Below are 15,166 nucleotides of genomic sequence, written 5' to 3'. Positions count from 1 at the left end.
CTACATATGCATGATGCACATAATGTGTACCATACATATTTACTGCCTGCGGGATATGCTGCCGAAAAGTGATGCACGGGACGGAGGAGCATGCGGCACACCAAGGAACTCGCCCTGATCGAGCGGGAAATGATGCTGCTCAGCCGCCACCAGGTACTCGCCACCGCCCGCACCTCCGGCGGCGCCGACAGCCTCGACCGCAGCGCGTACACCCTGCTCAGCCGGATCGAGACCGAGGGCCCACTCACCATCGGCCAGCTCGCCGAGGCGTTCGGCCTGGACACCTCCACCGTCAACCGGCAGACCGCGGCCATGCTGCGGGCCGGCCTGGTGGACCGCATCCCCGACCCGGACGGCGGGGTGGCCCGCAAGCTGCGGATCACCGAGGAGGGGCTGCGCCGCCTCCACAACGACCGCGACTGGTCGATCCAGGGGCTGGCCCGGGTGGTGGACGACTGGACGGCCGAGGACCTCGCCGGGTTCGCCGAGACGCTGGAACGCTTCAACCGCGACATCGAGAAGATCCAGGGCCGCCCCTGGCCGCGCGACTGACCCTCCCGCCTGCCCGCCCCGGCGTCAATTCGCGCCGCCGGACGCTCCCCCGACCGCGTTGCACCCGAGCGGGTGGCCGGTGCGGCACGGACCGGGAACCGCCGGGTAAAACCTGTCACCCGGGGCCCGGCAGCCGCCCCCGGCGAAACGATCAGGCCCTACGATCGCCCCAGGAGCGGGCACCCGGGGCCCCGGGTCGGACCGCGCGGGAAAGGGCGGGCGAGGCGAAGTGGCCGAAGCGGTGATTGATCTCAATGCGGACCTCGGCGAGGGCTTCGGCCGCTGGCACCTCACCGACGACGAAGCCCTGCTCTCGGTGGTCACCAGCGCCAACGTCGCCTGCGGCTTCCACGCCGGGGACCCGTCCACCATGCGCCGGGTCTGCGCGCTGGCCGCCGAACACGGGGTGCGGATCGGCGCCCAGGTCTCCTACCGCGACCTCGCCGGATTCGGCCGCCGTGCGATGGACGTCCCGCCGGAGGAGCTCGCCGACGAGATCGCGTACCAGATCGGCGCCCTCCAGGTGTTCGCCCGCGCCGCCGGCTCCCGGGTGTCGTACGTCAAGCCGCACGGCGCCCTCTACAACCGGGTGGTGCACGACAACGAGCAGGCGGAGGCGGTGGTGTCGGGCGTCCTGCGGTCCGGCGCGATCTGCGACGGCCCGCTGCCGCTGCTCGGCCTGCCGGGCTCCCGCCTGCTGGCCGTCGCCGACGGCGTGGGCCTCCCGGTGGTCACCGAGGCGTTCGCCGACCGCGCGTACACCTGGGCCGGCACCCTCGTCCCGCGCCGCGATCCGGAGGCCGTCGTGCACGACCCCGAGGCGGTCATCGCCCGCGCCGTCGGCATCGCCCGCGACGGCACCGTCACCGCCGTCGGCGGCGAGCCCATCGCCGTCCAGGCCCGCTCGCTCTGCGTCCACGGCGACACCCCCGGCGCCGCCCAACTCGCCTGGCGGGTCAGGGGCGCACTGGCCTCCGCGGGCGTCCGGGTCGAAGCCTTCACCTGACGGACCGCCACCGCGCGGACGCCCCCGGGAAATTCCTCGAATTCGTGCCGCCGCGCCCGCCCGGAACTGCCCCTCCCGCGCCCTCCACGACACCCGGACACCCCTCCCGCCCCCACCCGCGACCGAGGCGGCGGGCCCGCTCCGAAACCCCCCGCACCGACCCTCACAGACCCTTGCCACATAGCCTCTGACCTGGTGTTTTCCCCGATTTCCCGTAGCGTTGGGGCACCGCCTGACACGTCGGAGGGGACACCGTGACGTACGAGTACAACGGCACAACGATCAAGGTGCTGGAAGGCCTGGAGGCCGTCCGGAAACGGCCCGGGATGTACATCGGCTCGACCGGCGAACGCGGCCTGCACACCATGCTGTACGAGGTGGCACAGCCGGCCATCGGCGAGGTGCTGCTCGGGCGCGCCCGCCGGGTGGAGGTCGTCCTGCTGGCCGACGGGAGCGTGCGGGTCGCCCACGACAGCTGCTACGAGCACCCCCTGGAGCAGCAGTTGACGGTCCTGACGATGCCCCGCTCGGCCCGGGGCGGCTGCATGGTCGGCGAAATCGGTTTCGGCATCGGCCTGTACGTGGTCAACGCGCTCTCCGACCGGTTGGTCGCCGAGGAGCGAAAGGACGGACTGACAGCCCGCCAGGAGTACGCACGAGGCGAGCCGGCCGTCACTGCCCGCCCGGAGCCGGCGAACGACACCGGCACGGTCATCACCTTCCGACCCGATCCGGAGATCTTCGAGACGGTGGCGTTCGACCGTGCCACCCTCGCCGAGCGCTTCCGCGAACTCGCCGCACTGAACCGCACCTTGGACCTGACCCTGACCGACGCCCGCGGTGACGCCCCGCACACCGAACGCTTCCACGTCTCGCACGGAGTCCGGGAGTTCCTCGCCCACCTCGGCGCCGACCCGGCCAGGGCAGTCGTCATCGAGCGCGAGGACGAGCGGATGGGCGGGTCGATGGAGATCGCGCTCGCCCCGACCGCCGACGGCACGCCGCAGCTGGCGGGTTTCGCCAACTCCCGTCGCACCAAAGGCGGAACCCACCTGAGGGGCTTCCGCGACGGCGTGCGGGCCGCCCTCGGTCGCAGCGCCCGGTTGACAGCCGTCGTCTCGGTGAAGCTGGACGAACCGGAACTCGAAGGCTGCACCCGCGAGTTCCTCGGCAACACCCCGGTCCGGAACTGCGTCGCCGAGGCCGTCCAACAGGCACTGGAGGCCTGGCGGGACGAACACCCGGAGCGGGCGGCCGCGCTGACCGCCGCCCGCTGACGGAACCTCACACCTCGACCCGGGCGCTCCCCGGGTCGAGGCGCCGCACCGTCACCGCCGCACTGTGCGGCGTCAACAGCTCGGCCAACTCCCCTGCGGCCGCCGCCAGCTGCTCACCGTCCGGGCGCAGCGTCTCCAGCAGGAACAGCGCGTCCACCGACTGCTCGGTGACCCGGGTCCGGTGTGCGTCGCGGTGGTTCCAGTGCCGGGTGAGGACGCCCGCCGCATCGCGGTAGATCACCTCGCCGGCCTTCGGCCGCTCCACCGTCCCCGGCTCGCCGAGCGGCGTGAACTCCTCGCTCCCGTCGGCGAATCCGATCACCACCTCGCCGTCCACCGCCGCCAGGTCGAACGCCCCGGCCGGCAGCCCGTGCCGGACGGACACCACGTTGTACGAGTCCACGGCGGGGTTGATCCGCGGCAGCACCCCCTGCTTGGCGAGCCGCCGCCCGAGCGCGTCCACGCTGGGCCGGATCCGCCGCGGGTTGGTCCCGAAGGCCCGGTACGCGGCGTGCCACACCCCGATCCGCGCATCGCTCTCGTCGGCCGGCCCCCACACGCCGTCGGCGAGTTGCCGCTCCAACTCCTCGACCGCGACGGCGGTCTCGGGCCACGGCTCGGCCCCACGGAGGCCTCGGGCGGTGACGAGGGCGATCCGGGTGTCGGGGAAGGCCTCGGCGACGGCGGGGTGCAGGTGCACGGATGTCATGCGGGTGGTGCTCCGTTCAGAGAGATACGGACGGATCGGGGCCGGGCAACCGGGCCACCGCGCACGGCGCCGCCCCGCCGGAGAGGCACGGACGGATCGGGGCCGGGCGCAGGGCCGCCATGCACGGTGATCACGCCAGGGCCAGCAGGCCGACCGCGACGGCGGCGGCGCCGAGGCCGGCGAGCTGGCTGCGGTGGATGCGTTCGGCGAGGACGGCGCGGGCCAGCAGGACCGTCCCGGCGGGGTAGAGGGCGGTGACGACGGCCACCACGGTGAGGTCGCCGCTGCGGGCGGCCAGCAGGAAGAACACGCTCGCCGTCGAGTCCAGCACACCGGCCGCCGCCGCCAGGCGGTACGCGGGGCGTTCGGGGCCGAGTCGGCGGCGCCACACGGCGGCGGCGGTCAGGGTGAGCGCGGAGGTGACGGTCCGTCCGACGATCAGCGGGGCGATACCGCTGCCGGCCGGGGCCTGGTGGAGGCAGACCAGCTGCACGGCGATCGCGCTGCCCGCGCCGAACGCCAGCAGCAGCGCCGTCCGGGAGACCCGGGCCCGACCGTCCGACGAGCCCGCGCTGACCAGCACCACGGCCACCAGCGCCAACGGCAGGCCCACCAGGCCTGCGGCGCCCAGGTGTTCACCCTGAAGCAGACCGACCGCGACCGGCAGCACCGCCGACACCAGCGCCGTCACCGGGGACAGTACGTTCATCGGGCCGATCGCCAACGTCCGGTACAGCAACGCGAACGCCGCCGCCGAGGCGGCACCGGAGGCCGCACCCCAACCGACCGCCCCCGCACCGAACTTCGCCCCGAGCACCGGCCACATCGCCAACTCGACCAGCAGACTGGCCGGGGCCGCGATCAGCACGGTCCGCAGCACATGCGCCCGGCGCGAGCCCAGGCCGCCCAGGAAGTCGGCGCAGCCGTAGGCGAGCGAACTGCCGAGGGCCAGCAGCAGAGCGATCATGGCACTTCTCCAACCGTGGAGCGGAACACCGGAACGGTACAGCAGGCTGCACGAAGCAGGCCAACACACTGACCGACCGAACTGTTCCGCCCCGCCCGGACCACATCCGGAAAGCGCTTGCCCCACCCAACCGGAAAGCGCTTGCCGCACCCCGCCCCCGACTGCTCTGCTCATCCCATGGACATCCGCCTGCGCACTGCCCGGCTCGCCCTGCGCCGTCTCTCCCCCGCCGACCTCCCGGCCGTCACGGCGCTGTGCGGCGACCCGGAGGTGATGCGGTATCTGGAGGACGGCCGCCCGATGTCCCCGGCGCAGGTCGCCGACGAGGTGCTGCCGGCGTTGCTGCGCGAGTACGAGCGACTGCCGGCCGGGCTCGGCTGCTGGGCGGTGGCCTCCGGCACGGAGCCGTTCCTCGGCTGGGCCGCGCTGCGCCCGGCGCACTCGGTGGGGCTGGAGACCGGCCCGGGCGGCGGGCTGGAGCTCGGGTACCGGCTGCTGCCCGCCGCCTGGGGACGGGGGTACGCGACGGAGGCGGCCGTCGGGCTGGTGCGGGCGGCGTTCACCGAGCTGGGGGCGGAGCGGGTGGTGGGCACCACCATGTCGGTGAACTCCGCTTCCCGCCGGGTGCTGGAGCGGGCCGGACTGCGCCACGTCCGGACGTTCTTCGAGGACTGGCCGGACCCGATCCCGGGCAGCGAACACGGCGACGTGGTGTACGAGCTGACCCGCGCCGAGTGGTCGGGCAGCGCACCGAGTTGACGCCCCCCAGCCGGGCCCGCCGACCGCCCGACCCGGGGCGTCAGGTGTCGAGGAACGCCAGGAACTTGGCCCAGCTGTCGACGTGCGCGGCCTCGTTCGCGGCGGCGTCGCCGCCCAGTTCGAGCGGCTTGCCGAGCAGGGTTTCGGCCGCGGTGCCGGCTCCGATTTCGGCCCCGGTGCCCCCGCACGGCAGGTAGGGGAAGCCGCCGACCACATGTCCGGCGCCAGGGTAGAGCACGGCCTGCCGGTTCGGCCTGGCGGCGGTCGGGGTGCCGATCTGGCGGGCCCAGCGCGGCGACGGCCAGAGCCGGTCGCTCTCGCCGGCGACCGCCAGGATGGACGCGGGGATCCCGTCCAACGCGATCGGCCCGGTCGGCACGGGCGTCCCGTTCTCGGTCCACGCCATCCCGTCCGGCAGACCGCCGTTGACCTCGGCCGACGGCGCGTACACCATCACCCGCCGGACCAGGTCGGGCAGTTGGGCGGCGAGCAGCAGGGCGAGTTCGCTGCCGCGGGAGGTGCCCTCGACGGCGATGCCGCCGTTCGCCGCGGTGGCGCCGGTCCGTTCGGCGAGCAGCCGGGCCGCGCCGACGGCGTACTCGACGGGGACGTTCTGCAGGGTGGACGGCAGGCCGGGCAGGCCGAAGTAGGCGACGGACATCGCGGGGTGGCCGTGCGAGGCGAGCAGCGCGGCGGCGCTGTCCCCCGAGTTGCCGCCCTCGGAGCCGCCGAACAGCAGGACGGGGGATTTGGCGGGTGTCCCGGCGGGCGGCAGGTAGAGGGTGCCGCGCACGTGGTCGGCGGCGACGTTCAGCGCGGCGCGGGTGACGCCGTCGGCCGTCCAGCGGCGGACCACGGTGTGCTCAGCGGGTTCCAGGCCGTCGGCGGTGGCGGTGACGCGGATCGAGAAGTCGGTGCCGGTGGAGGGCGAGGACGGCGGGATGAACATCGTGTCGGTGCGGTTGTCGGTCGGCAGCATCGACCAGAACAGGCCCATCCCGTCCGCCCGGTGGTAGGAGCCGCTGATCGGCGCGTCCCGGTCGAGGCCGACGTTGCCGTTGCCGTCCGCACGGTAGACGCCCGTGGACTTCCACTCGATGCCCGTCACGTCCTCGGCCTCGGCAGTGACGGTCACTTCCTGGCCCTGGCGCAGACCGGCCAGTATCAGGTGGACGGGCCGGTCGGCGAGGGTGTCCTTCTCGTCCGTGAGGATGACCAGGTGGTGCCGGCTGGATCCCGGCGTGCAGCCGGTCGCGCCGGTGAGCAGCAGGGCGGCCAGGGCGACGCCCAGGGCGCGGCGAGTTGTCCAGACCATTCGTTCCCCCCGTGTCGCGGAGCATTCTGCCCGGCGGCGGGATGCGCAATCAAGCGTCCGAATCGCCGAATTTCCGTTCCGGGAGAGGAGGTTGGCCGGTTTCCCGATCTCCCGCCCCCACCGCCCGGAATGCAGGGGATATTCCTGTATGCCTGATTGTGAACTCCGCGACATCTGAAGCCCCTATCATGCGGCCACGCCGGACCGAGCCCCCGAGCCGCTGCCGGACCACCCCACGAGCGAACAGGACTGACGCCATGCTGAACCACCGAGCGATATCCGCGGGGGTTGTCCGGTGATCGACTGGTTCCATGGGGCCGTACTCGGCCTGGTGCAGGGCCTGACCGAGTTCCTGCCGGTCTCCTCCAGTGCGCACCTGCGGGTGTTCTCCGCCCTCGCCGGCTGGGACGACCCGGGTGCGGCGTTCACGGCGGTGACGCAGCTGGGCACCGAGACCGCGGTGCTGATCTACTTCCGCCGCGACATCGGCGCGATCATCAAGGCGTGGACGCTGTCGCTGTTCAAGTCCGAGTGGCGGCGCGACCAGAACGCGAAGCTCGGCTGGTACGTGATCGTCGGCACGCTGCCGATCGGCATCATCGGCAAGCTGTTCCAGGACACCATCGAGACCACCCTGCGCGACCTCCGTCTGATCGGCACCACGCTGATCGTGTTCGGCCTGATCCTCGCCGTCGCCGACCGCTCGCGCGCCGTCCGCAACGCCCGCCCGATCAGCTCGCTGACCTTCCCGCACGCCCTGATCTACGGCGCGGCCCAGTCCCTGGCGCTGATCCCGGGCGTCTCCCGCTCCGGCGGCACCATCAGCGCGGGCCTCTTCCTCGGCTACAGCCGCGAGGCCGCCGCCCGCTACTCGTTCCTGCTCGCCATCCCCGCCGTCCTGGCGTCCGGCTGCCTCGAACTCCTGAAGATCGGCGAGGGCCCGGCTCCCGCCTGGGGCCCGACCGTCGTGGCCACCCTGATCGCCTTCGCCGTCGGCTACGCGGCCATCGCCTGGTTCCTGAAGTACATCTCCCACAACAGCTTCATGCCGTTCGTGATCTACCGCGTCCTCCTCGGCCTCACCATCATCGGCCTGGTCACCGCGGGCGTCCTCGCCCCGGACGCGGGCTCGGTGCACTGACGCCGGCTCGGTGCACTGACGCCCCCTCACCCCTCCGACAGGGGCGGGCCCCGGAACCCCGGGCGGCCCGCCCCTTTTCGTTCGCTCCGGCCGGCGTTCGGGGCCCGCCGCGACACGCCGCCCCACCAGCACACTTTGTTATTCGATCTGGTGTGCGATTAGATCCGGTGCCATGACACTCGCTTGGAAACTGGTCGTGGACAGCGCCAACGCCTCCGCCATCGCCGAGTTCTGGGCCGCCGCCCTCGAGTACGAGGTCGAGGACCCCACCGCGCTGATCGACTCGCTGCTCGCCGACGGCCGCCTCCCGGCCGCCGCCGTGCTCGAACGCCCGGACGGCCGCAAGGAGTTCCGCGGCTACGCGGCCGTCCGCCACCCCGACGACCCGTACGACCCGGCGTCCGGCATCGGCAAGGGCCGCCGCATCCTGTTCCAGGACGTCCCCGAGCCCAGGGCCGGCAAGAACCGCCTGCACCTGGACATCCACTCCGACGGCCGGCTCGACGCCACCGTCGCCCGCCTGGAGTCTCTCGGCGCCACCCGCGTCAAGGAGCACGACCAGGGCCCGATCGGCCACTGGTGGATCATGCTCGACCCCGAGGGCAACGAGTTCTGCGTCGCCTGACGCACGATCAAATCGGTGGCGGGCATCCGGAACGTGCGCGAAGATGCCCGCCATGACGACGTGAAGAGCACCGAAAGCCCGCCGCCCCTACTGGCTCAAAGTCCAGAGCGTGGGCGGCACAGGCACCTGCACCGACTGCGACGGCCCGATCCGTCGGTACCTGTACCGGCTCCACCCGCCCGAGTCGTCCGGCTACGAACGCTGCGTCGGCATCAGCTGGTGCGCCGCCTGCCGGACGTACAGCACCTTCCTGGGCGTCGTCCCGCGCGAGCGGGCACTGACGGACGCGCTCGCCGAGCTGCCCGCCGAGGAGCGAGAACGGCTGCTCCGCAAGGAACACCTGCTGGTCGCCCACCTCGCCCGCCGGGAGAGAGCCGAATTTGACGATCAGTCACATCTCGGGTGACGGGCCGTCGGTGAGGTGGTCGCCCAGCGGGGTGCGGTGGTAGAGGACGCGGCGGCCCAGGCGGGTGCGGTCGACGAGGCCGGAGTCGCGCAGGACGGCGAGGTGGCCGCCGACGGTGCCGACGGACTGGTTCATCAGGGCGGCGAGTTCGCTGGTGGTGGCGGGGACGTCGAGGTGGCGGAGGATCACCGCACGGCCGGCGCCGACCAGTCGGGCCAGGGCGCGGTCGCCGCCGGGTGCGGGGCCGGGGACGCCGGTGGCCCGGGCCGGGTAGACCAGGGCGTGCGGCAGGCCGGGGCCGTGGCAGAGCCAGGAGCTGCGACGCGCGCTGACCGGGACGAACAGCATGCCGTCCGCCCCGACCACCCGGTCCGGGCCCGGCCGGTCGCTGAACCGAATGGCGTCCACACCGACCCACGCGGTACGGCGGCTCATCAGGTGCAGGGCCCGCGGCCAGCCGTGCGCGGCCAGCAGCCCGGCCCGGTGGGTGACGTCGCGTTGCAGAACGGCCCGCCGGGCCGGCCAGTCGGCGGCCACGTGGGTGTCCCACACCGCCCGGAACAGTTCGGCGGCCCGCGCCGCGTGGTCGCGGCCGGTGCACCAGTCGAGCTGCTGCCGGTCGTCCCAGCTGTGCGCCAGCGACACCCGCAGCCCCTCCCGCACCGTCTCGTCCGACACCCGCGCCACCGCGGCGAGTTCGGACTCCAGGGTGGTCTCCATCCCGCCGCCCGGCGGCAGCACCAGATGGTCCGGCAGATACTTGGTGGCCGAGATCAGCCCGACCAGCCCCCGCGCGTACGGATCCGCCCGGAGCCGCGCAAGGAACTCCACCCGATGCCGGGCGTGCCACTGCGGATGCCACGAATCGGCGGCGGGACGGGCGAGTTGGACGATCGTGGCGAGCGTCTCGGCGAACGGCGACAGGGCGAACCTGGAGCGCGACAGCGCCAACGAATCCAACCGCAGCAACACCATGGCAGTACGTGCCCTCCCCCAGGTTTCGGTGAACGGCGAAACGATAGAACCCCGGCGGTGCGCCCTCGCACACTCTGCGGGTGCTTCCACCACTCCTTCACCTCTCCGGTTTCCGCTGGTTCTTCACCGGCCGCGCGATCTCCCTGCTCGGCAGCGCGATGGCACCCGTGGCACTGGCCTTCGCGGTGCTCGACGGCTCCGGCCGGGCCGCCGACCTGGGCGTCGTGCTCGCCCTGCGGACCCTCCCCATGCTGGCGTTCCTGCTACTGGGCGGCGCGATCGCCGACCGCCTGCCGCGCCGCACCGTCCTGCTCACCACCCACCTCGGGGCCGGCCTCACCCAGGGCACGGTCGCGGCCCTGCTGCTGACCGGCCACTACGCGCTCGGCCCGATCGCCGCCCTGGAGTTCCTCAACGGCGTGCTCACCGCGTTCACCTCGCCCGCGCTGGTCGGCGTCCTGCCCGAACTCGTCCCGCGCGAACAACTGCGCCCCGCGAACGCACTGTTGGGCATGGCCGCGAACGGCAGCAAGGTGTTCGGCCCGGCGCTGGCCGGACTGCTGGTGGCGAGCGCGGGCCCCGGCTGGGCGGTGGCCGGCGACGCACTCAGCTACCTGCCGGCCGCGCTCTGCCTGGCCCGCCTGCCCGCCGGCCGGATCCGCAGCCAACGGGCCGCCCTGCTGCCCGAGTTGCGCCAGGGGTGGGCGGTGTTCCGGCACACCCGCTGGATCTGGTGGACCACCTGGTCGTACTGCGCGACCAACCTGCTGCTCACCGGCCCCTGGCAGATCCTCGGCCCGCAGCTCTCCGGCCCGGCCCTCTGGGGCGCCCTGCTCGGCGCCCGGGGCGCCGGCCTGCTGCTGGCGGGCGCCGTCCTCTACCGGCTCGCACTCCCCCGCCTGCTGGCCGCCGGCCAACTCGCCAACCTGACACTGCCGTTGCCGCTGCTCGCGCTCGGCCTGCACGCGCCCGCCCCGTGGCTGCTCGCCGCCGCCCTCACCGCCGGCCTGGGCAGCGGCCTCGCCGGCACCGCCTGGGACACCTCGCTGCAGGAACACCTGCCGTCCGACGTGCTGTCCCGGGTCTCCGCGCACGCCGAGGTCTTCTCGTACCTCGCCATCCCCCTGGGCCAGTTGGCCTGCGGCCCGCTCGCCGCCCACTACGGCCCGCACACCGTCGGCACCGCCGTCACCCTCACCCAGGCCGCCCTCGCCCTGCTCCCCCTGCTCGCCCCGTCCGTCCGCGCCCTCCCCCACGGCACACCGGCCACCGCCTGACGGATCGCCACCGAAGCACGCACCCGGCCGGCGGGCCGCGACGGAGACAGCACGCCGAGGACGGTCGCCTGCGGTGCCCCGGCAGCCGCCTGCGACAACAGCGCCTCGGCGCCTAGCGGCCGGACCGCCCCGAGCGGCCGGAGCGGCGGCGCACCAGCAGGGCGATCACGGTGCCGAGCACGGCGACGGCGACGAGGGCGCCGAGGACGATCGTGGTGGTGCTCTCGCCGTCGTCGGACTTCGCGGTCGTGTCGGTGGCGGCGGCCGACGGCGGCGGCGAGGCCGTCACGCTGGCGGAGACCGACGCCGTGGCGGCGGGGGCCGGGGTCGAGGGCGCCGCGGCGGCGGGAAGGGCGGTGGCTCCGGCCGCGGCCGGGCGCAGGGCGAGGGCGGGCGCGGGGTGTTCGGGCTTGGCGTCGCCCTGCGGGAGTTCGATCCACCGGTCGGTGTGGCCGTCGGAGTAGTCGACCAGGGTCTTGAAGACCACCGAGGAGGTGGACGGGAGTTGACGGACCTTCACGCTGTACTCGGCGGGCGCGCCGGGCGCGAGGGCCGGGCCGGCGATCGTCCAGCCGTCGGCGGTGGGGGTGAAGGCCCAGCCGTCGGGGGTCTTGTCCGGGGTGATGTCGGCGGGGGCGAGCCCGGCGGGCAGCGTGACCTTGACATCGGTGATGCCCGCCGTGGAGGACTCGCCCTCGGCGGAGAAGGTGACAGTGGCATCGACGGCGAGCGCCTGCGCCGTCGAGGAGTTGACCTCGACGTGCGCGGCGGCGGTGCCGGCCGCTCCGAGGACCAGCCCCAGGCTGAGGAGGGCGGTCAGGACGTGGCGAGACGCTCGCGGTCGCTGCATGGACGCGACTCTACCGGTCGCGGGCCGTCAGACGGCCGCGAACGGCCGCATGGACTTCGGCTTCCTCGGCGGGGTCGGCGGCCAGCCGGCGCAGGCGTTCGAGGACGCGGGCGTCGCCGGTGGTGGTGACGTGGGTGGCGGCGAGCTCCCGGGTGGATTCCTCGCAGTCCCACAGGCACTCGACCGCGGGGCCCTCCCCGAAGTACGGGTCGGTGACGGCCAGCGCCTGGGCGGCCCGGCCGCGCAGCTCGGAGGAGGCCGCTTCGCCGTAGACGTGCCGCAGGGCCGGGACCGCGGCGTGTGCGCGCAGTCTGCCGATGCCGTCGACGAGGCTGCCGAGGCCGGTGCCGTCGACACCGTTCAGTGAGATCCATTGATGGAGTGCGGCGACCACCAGCGGGGCGTCGCAGGTTTCGCCGGCGTCGGCGAGGAGGCGGACGGCGGCCTGGCCGAGGGCGCTGTCGGCACTGCCGGTGGCCGGGTCGGCCCAGCGGCGGGCGTGCGCGAGCGCCTCGGGACCTCGCATCCGGCCGAGCAGCTCCAGGGCCGTGGCGACGATCCGGTGGTCCAGGTCGGCGGCGGCGCCCTCGATGTGCTCGGCGGCGGCCGGGTCGCGCTGTTCGACGAGGTACCGCAGGGCGGCACAGCGGGCGCCGGCCGGGCCGCGCTCGGCGGCCCGGTGCAGCAGCGGCGCGTCCTCGGGGCGGACCACGGCGGTCAGGCAGCGGGCGGCCGCGGCGGCGCGCCGGCCGAGGGCGCCGGGCTCGCGGCCCTCGCCCTGGTCGGCCCAGGCGAGCACGTCGGCGGTGGACCAACCGGGCGTGACGCCTTGGCGGTTGAGCTGTCGCTGCCACAGGTCGAACGGCGACTGCTCGCTCGCGGCGGCGACCCGCGGGTGGTGGACGGCCCACAGGCGCCACACCCTCGGCTCGTACGCGGCGCGGATGGCTTCGCGCAGTTCGGCGTCGCCCTCCGGGTCGGCCGGGAACCGGCCGAGGACGGCCGGGGCGAGGGCGAGCAGGGCCTCGTCGGTGTCGCGCAGGGCGAGCTCGTCGAGGGCCCAGGCCCAGTTGGCCCCGGTGGTGGTGTAGGCGCGCAGCAGGTCGAGGGCGTCGCGGCGGCCGTAGCCGGCGAGGTGGCCGAGTACGGCCAGGGCGAGGCCGGTGCGGGCCTCGTCGGTGTCGGTGGCGTCCTCGGGGGAGGTGAGGTGGAGTTCGAGGCCGGTGAGGGGGGCCTCCAACTCCATGTAGAGCCGCGCGTAGTACAAGGAGCGGTTCTCGACCTGCCAGTCGGCGCGGGGGTCGTTGGTCACGCAGCTCTCGACGGCGGCGATCGCCTCGTCGCGGTCTGCGGCCAACGCATGCAGCTGCCCGTCTCCGCGGCCTCGCTGAAGGAGGCCGAGGAGGCTGGCGCTGGGCGCTATCACTGGCTCGAACATGAGGTCAGCATCCGTTGCGGCGGTCGTCGTGGCAACGGGATTTCCGTCGCCGGGGTCGGTTGGCACAGCTCAGGCGCCCGGGCGCCGGAAACACCGAAGGTTACCGCCTGGGTGGCCGATCCGCACACAGGGCAACGGATTCCCGCAGGTGCGGGCGCGTGGAACCGGTCCGTCCGTACCGGATCGACCGGTTCCGGACGGTCGCGCGCCCGCCGGCGGGGCTGCTGCCCCGGGCCTGCTGGGCTGCTGCCCCTGGCCGGCGGCGGTCCGACCGTGCGCCGCTGTCCGCGCGCCACGCCCGCCTGCCTGCCTGCCCGCCTGCCGACCGGCCGCTTGCCGCTCAGATCGGCCGGGGCGCGCGGGGGGCGGGCAGTGCGGCGCGGATGCGTTCGCGCAGCTCGGCGACGGCGGGCCGGCCCCGGTGGCGGGCGGAGAGCCGGTCGGTGGCGCGCAGCCGGTCCCAGGTGCGCTTGGAGGAGGTCTGGTCGATCGAGGCGAGGACCAGGTCGGTCTGCGCCACGGCCGCGTCCGGTTCGTCGGCGATCCAGTGCACCGAGGCGAGGGTGATCCGGTCGAGCAGGGCGGAGCGTTCCCGGCCGCTCCGCTGCCGGAGCCGGATGGCCTGGTGGGCGTGGTGGGCGGCCAACGGGGCGGCGCGGGCGTCGTGTTCGGCGAGGGTGCGGTGGACCAGGGCCTGCATTCCGTGCAGTTCGGCCTCGTCGAACAGTTGCATCCAGGCGGGGGTGGGCCGGTCGGTGTCCTGGACGAAGAGGTGTTCGGCCTCGCCGAGCGCCCGGCGGGTGGCGTCGGAGCGGCCGAGCGAGGCCTGCGCCCAGGCTTCGACGGTGCACAGCATGGCGCGCGTGCGGGGAAGTGCGCCGTCGGCGGGGCGGGTGCCGGACCGGGCCAGCTGCATGAGTTCGAGGGCCTCGTCGGCGCGGCCGAGGTGAAGCATCTGCCGGGCGGCGCGGGAGACGGCCTCGGCGGCCCGGGGGCGGTCGCCGGCCTCCCGGGCGGCCTGCGCGGCGAGCGTGAAGTAGCGCTGGGCGGTGGGTTCGAGACCGACGTCGTGGGACATCCAGCCGGCCAGCACGGCGAGGTTGGCGGCGACCGTCCAGAGTCGGCGTTCCAGGGCGGCGGGGTGGCTGTGCGCGAGCAGTCCGCCGACCTCGTTGAGTTGGCCGACCACGGCCTTGCGCTGGAGGCCGCCGCCGCGGGAGGCGTCCCAGGCCCGGAACACCTCGACCGAGCGTTCGAGGGCGGCGACCTCGTCCTGGCCGACCGGGCCGGGTTCGTCGGTCAGCAGGGCGGGGGCGCCCCGGGCCGGGAGGCGGCCGGGGCCGGGTCGGGCGGCGGTTTCGGCGGGCGCCCCGCCGGTGAGCCAGTCGTGCAGGTTGTCGGTGATCACCGCGCCCGCCGCGAGGGCTGCGGAGGCGCCGACCAGTCCGCGTCTGTTCAGCATGAGGTCCATTCCCGTGAACTCGGCGAGGACCGCGGCCGTCCGGTCCGGCGCCCCGGGCTCCGGCGGCGGTACTGCCGTGCTGTCGGACCTGGCGGGTCGGTGCCGTTCGAGACCTAAGTCCTCGGTGGTGACGACACGGCCGAGCCGCTCGCTGAACACGGCCGCCAGCACCGTCGGCACCGGGTCGCGGGGGATCTCCCCCTGCTCGATCCAGCGCCGGACCCGGGAGGTGTCGGTGGACAGCTGCTGCTCGCCCAGTGCGGCACCCCGCCGGTTGACCAGCCTTGCCAGTTCGCCCTTGGACCAGCCGGTCAGCGCGAAATGGTCGGCCAATCTGCTGTTCGGCCCCCTGCTCAACTGAGCCCCCAGGTTCCTCGGCTGACTCGACCCTAGTCGTTCTGTCACAT

The 15,166-nt window shown here is 73.9% G+C and carries 15 protein-coding genes; 8 read left to right on the top strand and 7 right to left on the bottom strand.

Annotated elements, in window-relative coordinates; all coding sequences use genetic code 11:
* Positions 1-90 precede the first annotated feature (90 nt).
* The 3 genes from ACIQF6_RS31760 (at position 91) to ACIQF6_RS31750 (ending at position 2,835) form a co-directional block, all read left to right on the top strand.
* Positions 91-552 carry a MarR family winged helix-turn-helix transcriptional regulator gene (locus ACIQF6_RS31760; protein WP_400901233.1) on the top strand — a complete coding sequence of 154 codons (462 nt, stop codon included), beginning with the start codon at positions 91-93 and terminating at the stop codon, positions 550-552.
* Positions 553-793: 241 nt separating this feature from the next.
* A complete protein-coding gene (locus tag ACIQF6_RS31755; protein ID WP_400901231.1) occupies positions 794-1,558 on the top strand; it encodes a LamB/YcsF family protein in 765 nt (254 codons plus the stop codon).
* Between the two features lie 254 nt (positions 1,559-1,812).
* Entirely contained in the window at positions 1,813-2,835 is a 1,023-nt protein-coding gene (locus ACIQF6_RS31750; protein WP_400901229.1) for a DNA gyrase subunit B, read from the top strand.
* A 7-nt stretch (positions 2,836-2,842) separates the two neighbouring features.
* On the opposite strand, the gene ACIQF6_RS31745 is transcribed toward ACIQF6_RS31750, so the two are convergent.
* Both ACIQF6_RS31745 and ACIQF6_RS31740 read right to left on the bottom strand, forming a co-directional pair.
* Positions 2,843-3,544 (bottom strand): B3/4 domain-containing protein, encoded by a 702-nt coding sequence (locus ACIQF6_RS31745; RefSeq protein WP_400901227.1) that lies wholly within the window; start codon positions 3,542-3,544, stop codon positions 2,843-2,845.
* 130 nt (positions 3,545-3,674) lie between these two features.
* The gene (locus ACIQF6_RS31740) at positions 3,675-4,511 is read right to left on the bottom strand and encodes an EamA family transporter (protein ID WP_400901225.1); all 837 of its coding nucleotides are present in this window, start codon (positions 4,509-4,511) and stop codon (positions 3,675-3,677) included.
* A gap of 177 nt (positions 4,512-4,688) precedes the next feature.
* On the opposite strand from ACIQF6_RS31740, the gene ACIQF6_RS31735 reads away from it, so the two are divergent.
* A complete protein-coding gene (locus tag ACIQF6_RS31735) occupies positions 4,689-5,270 on the top strand; it encodes a GNAT family N-acetyltransferase (RefSeq protein WP_400901223.1) in 582 nt (193 codons plus the stop codon).
* Positions 5,271-5,310: 40 nt separating this feature from the next.
* Here the strand turns inward: ACIQF6_RS31735 and ACIQF6_RS31730 are convergent, their stop codons facing one another.
* Positions 5,311-6,585 (bottom strand): acyl-CoA thioesterase/bile acid-CoA:amino acid N-acyltransferase family protein, encoded by a 1,275-nt coding sequence (locus ACIQF6_RS31730; RefSeq protein ID WP_400901221.1) that lies wholly within the window; start codon positions 6,583-6,585, stop codon positions 5,311-5,313.
* Between the two features lie 298 nt (positions 6,586-6,883).
* Here ACIQF6_RS31730 and ACIQF6_RS31725 point away from each other — a divergent pair, with 298 nt between their 5' ends.
* The 3 genes from ACIQF6_RS31725 (at position 6,884) to ACIQF6_RS31715 (ending at position 8,757) form a co-directional block, all read left to right on the top strand.
* Positions 6,884-7,726 carry an undecaprenyl-diphosphate phosphatase gene (locus tag ACIQF6_RS31725; protein ID WP_400901337.1) on the top strand — a complete coding sequence of 281 codons (843 nt, stop codon included), beginning with the start codon at positions 6,884-6,886 and terminating at the stop codon, positions 7,724-7,726.
* A 172-nt stretch (positions 7,727-7,898) separates the two neighbouring features.
* Complete coding sequence (locus ACIQF6_RS31720) at positions 7,899-8,351, top strand: VOC family protein (RefSeq protein ID WP_400901219.1); 453 nt, start codon at positions 7,899-7,901, stop codon at positions 8,349-8,351.
* Positions 8,352-8,460: 109 nt separating this feature from the next.
* Entirely contained in the window at positions 8,461-8,757 is a 297-nt protein-coding gene (locus ACIQF6_RS31715) for a hypothetical protein (RefSeq protein ID WP_400901217.1), read from the top strand.
* Here ACIQF6_RS31715 and ACIQF6_RS31710 read toward each other — a convergent pair.
* Positions 8,743-9,732, bottom strand: a complete 990-nt coding sequence (locus ACIQF6_RS31710) for an ArsR/SmtB family transcription factor (protein ID WP_400901215.1) — start codon at positions 9,730-9,732, stop codon at positions 8,743-8,745. The two genes, ACIQF6_RS31715 and ACIQF6_RS31710, sit on opposite strands and share 15 nt — an antisense overlap.
* A gap of 80 nt (positions 9,733-9,812) precedes the next feature.
* Here ACIQF6_RS31710 and ACIQF6_RS31705 point away from each other — a divergent pair, with 80 nt between their 5' ends.
* Positions 9,813-11,009, top strand: a complete 1,197-nt coding sequence (locus ACIQF6_RS31705; RefSeq protein WP_400901213.1) for an MFS transporter — start codon at positions 9,813-9,815, stop codon at positions 11,007-11,009.
* A gap of 112 nt (positions 11,010-11,121) precedes the next feature.
* Here the strand turns inward: ACIQF6_RS31705 and ACIQF6_RS31700 are convergent, their stop codons facing one another.
* The 3 genes from ACIQF6_RS31700 to ACIQF6_RS31690 form a co-directional block, all read right to left on the bottom strand.
* The gene (locus ACIQF6_RS31700; RefSeq protein WP_400901211.1) at positions 11,122-11,859 is read right to left on the bottom strand and encodes a DUF1775 domain-containing protein; all 738 of its coding nucleotides are present in this window, start codon (positions 11,857-11,859) and stop codon (positions 11,122-11,124) included.
* Positions 11,860-11,869: 10 nt separating this feature from the next.
* The gene (locus tag ACIQF6_RS31695; RefSeq protein ID WP_400901209.1) at positions 11,870-13,297 is read right to left on the bottom strand and encodes a HEAT repeat domain-containing protein; all 1,428 of its coding nucleotides are present in this window, start codon (positions 13,295-13,297) and stop codon (positions 11,870-11,872) included.
* A 340-nt stretch (positions 13,298-13,637) separates the two neighbouring features.
* Complete coding sequence (locus ACIQF6_RS31690) at positions 13,638-15,116, bottom strand: hypothetical protein (protein ID WP_400901207.1); 1,479 nt, start codon at positions 15,114-15,116, stop codon at positions 13,638-13,640.
* Positions 15,117-15,166: the final 50 nt, after the last annotated feature.

Source organism: Kitasatospora sp. NPDC092948 (assembly GCF_044754805.1).
In the GTDB taxonomy this organism is placed as follows: Bacteria; Actinomycetota; Actinomycetes; order Streptomycetales; family Streptomycetaceae; genus Kitasatospora.
The sequence above is the reverse complement of the archived record's forward strand: the minus strand, read 5'-3'. Positions and strand labels throughout refer to the sequence as shown.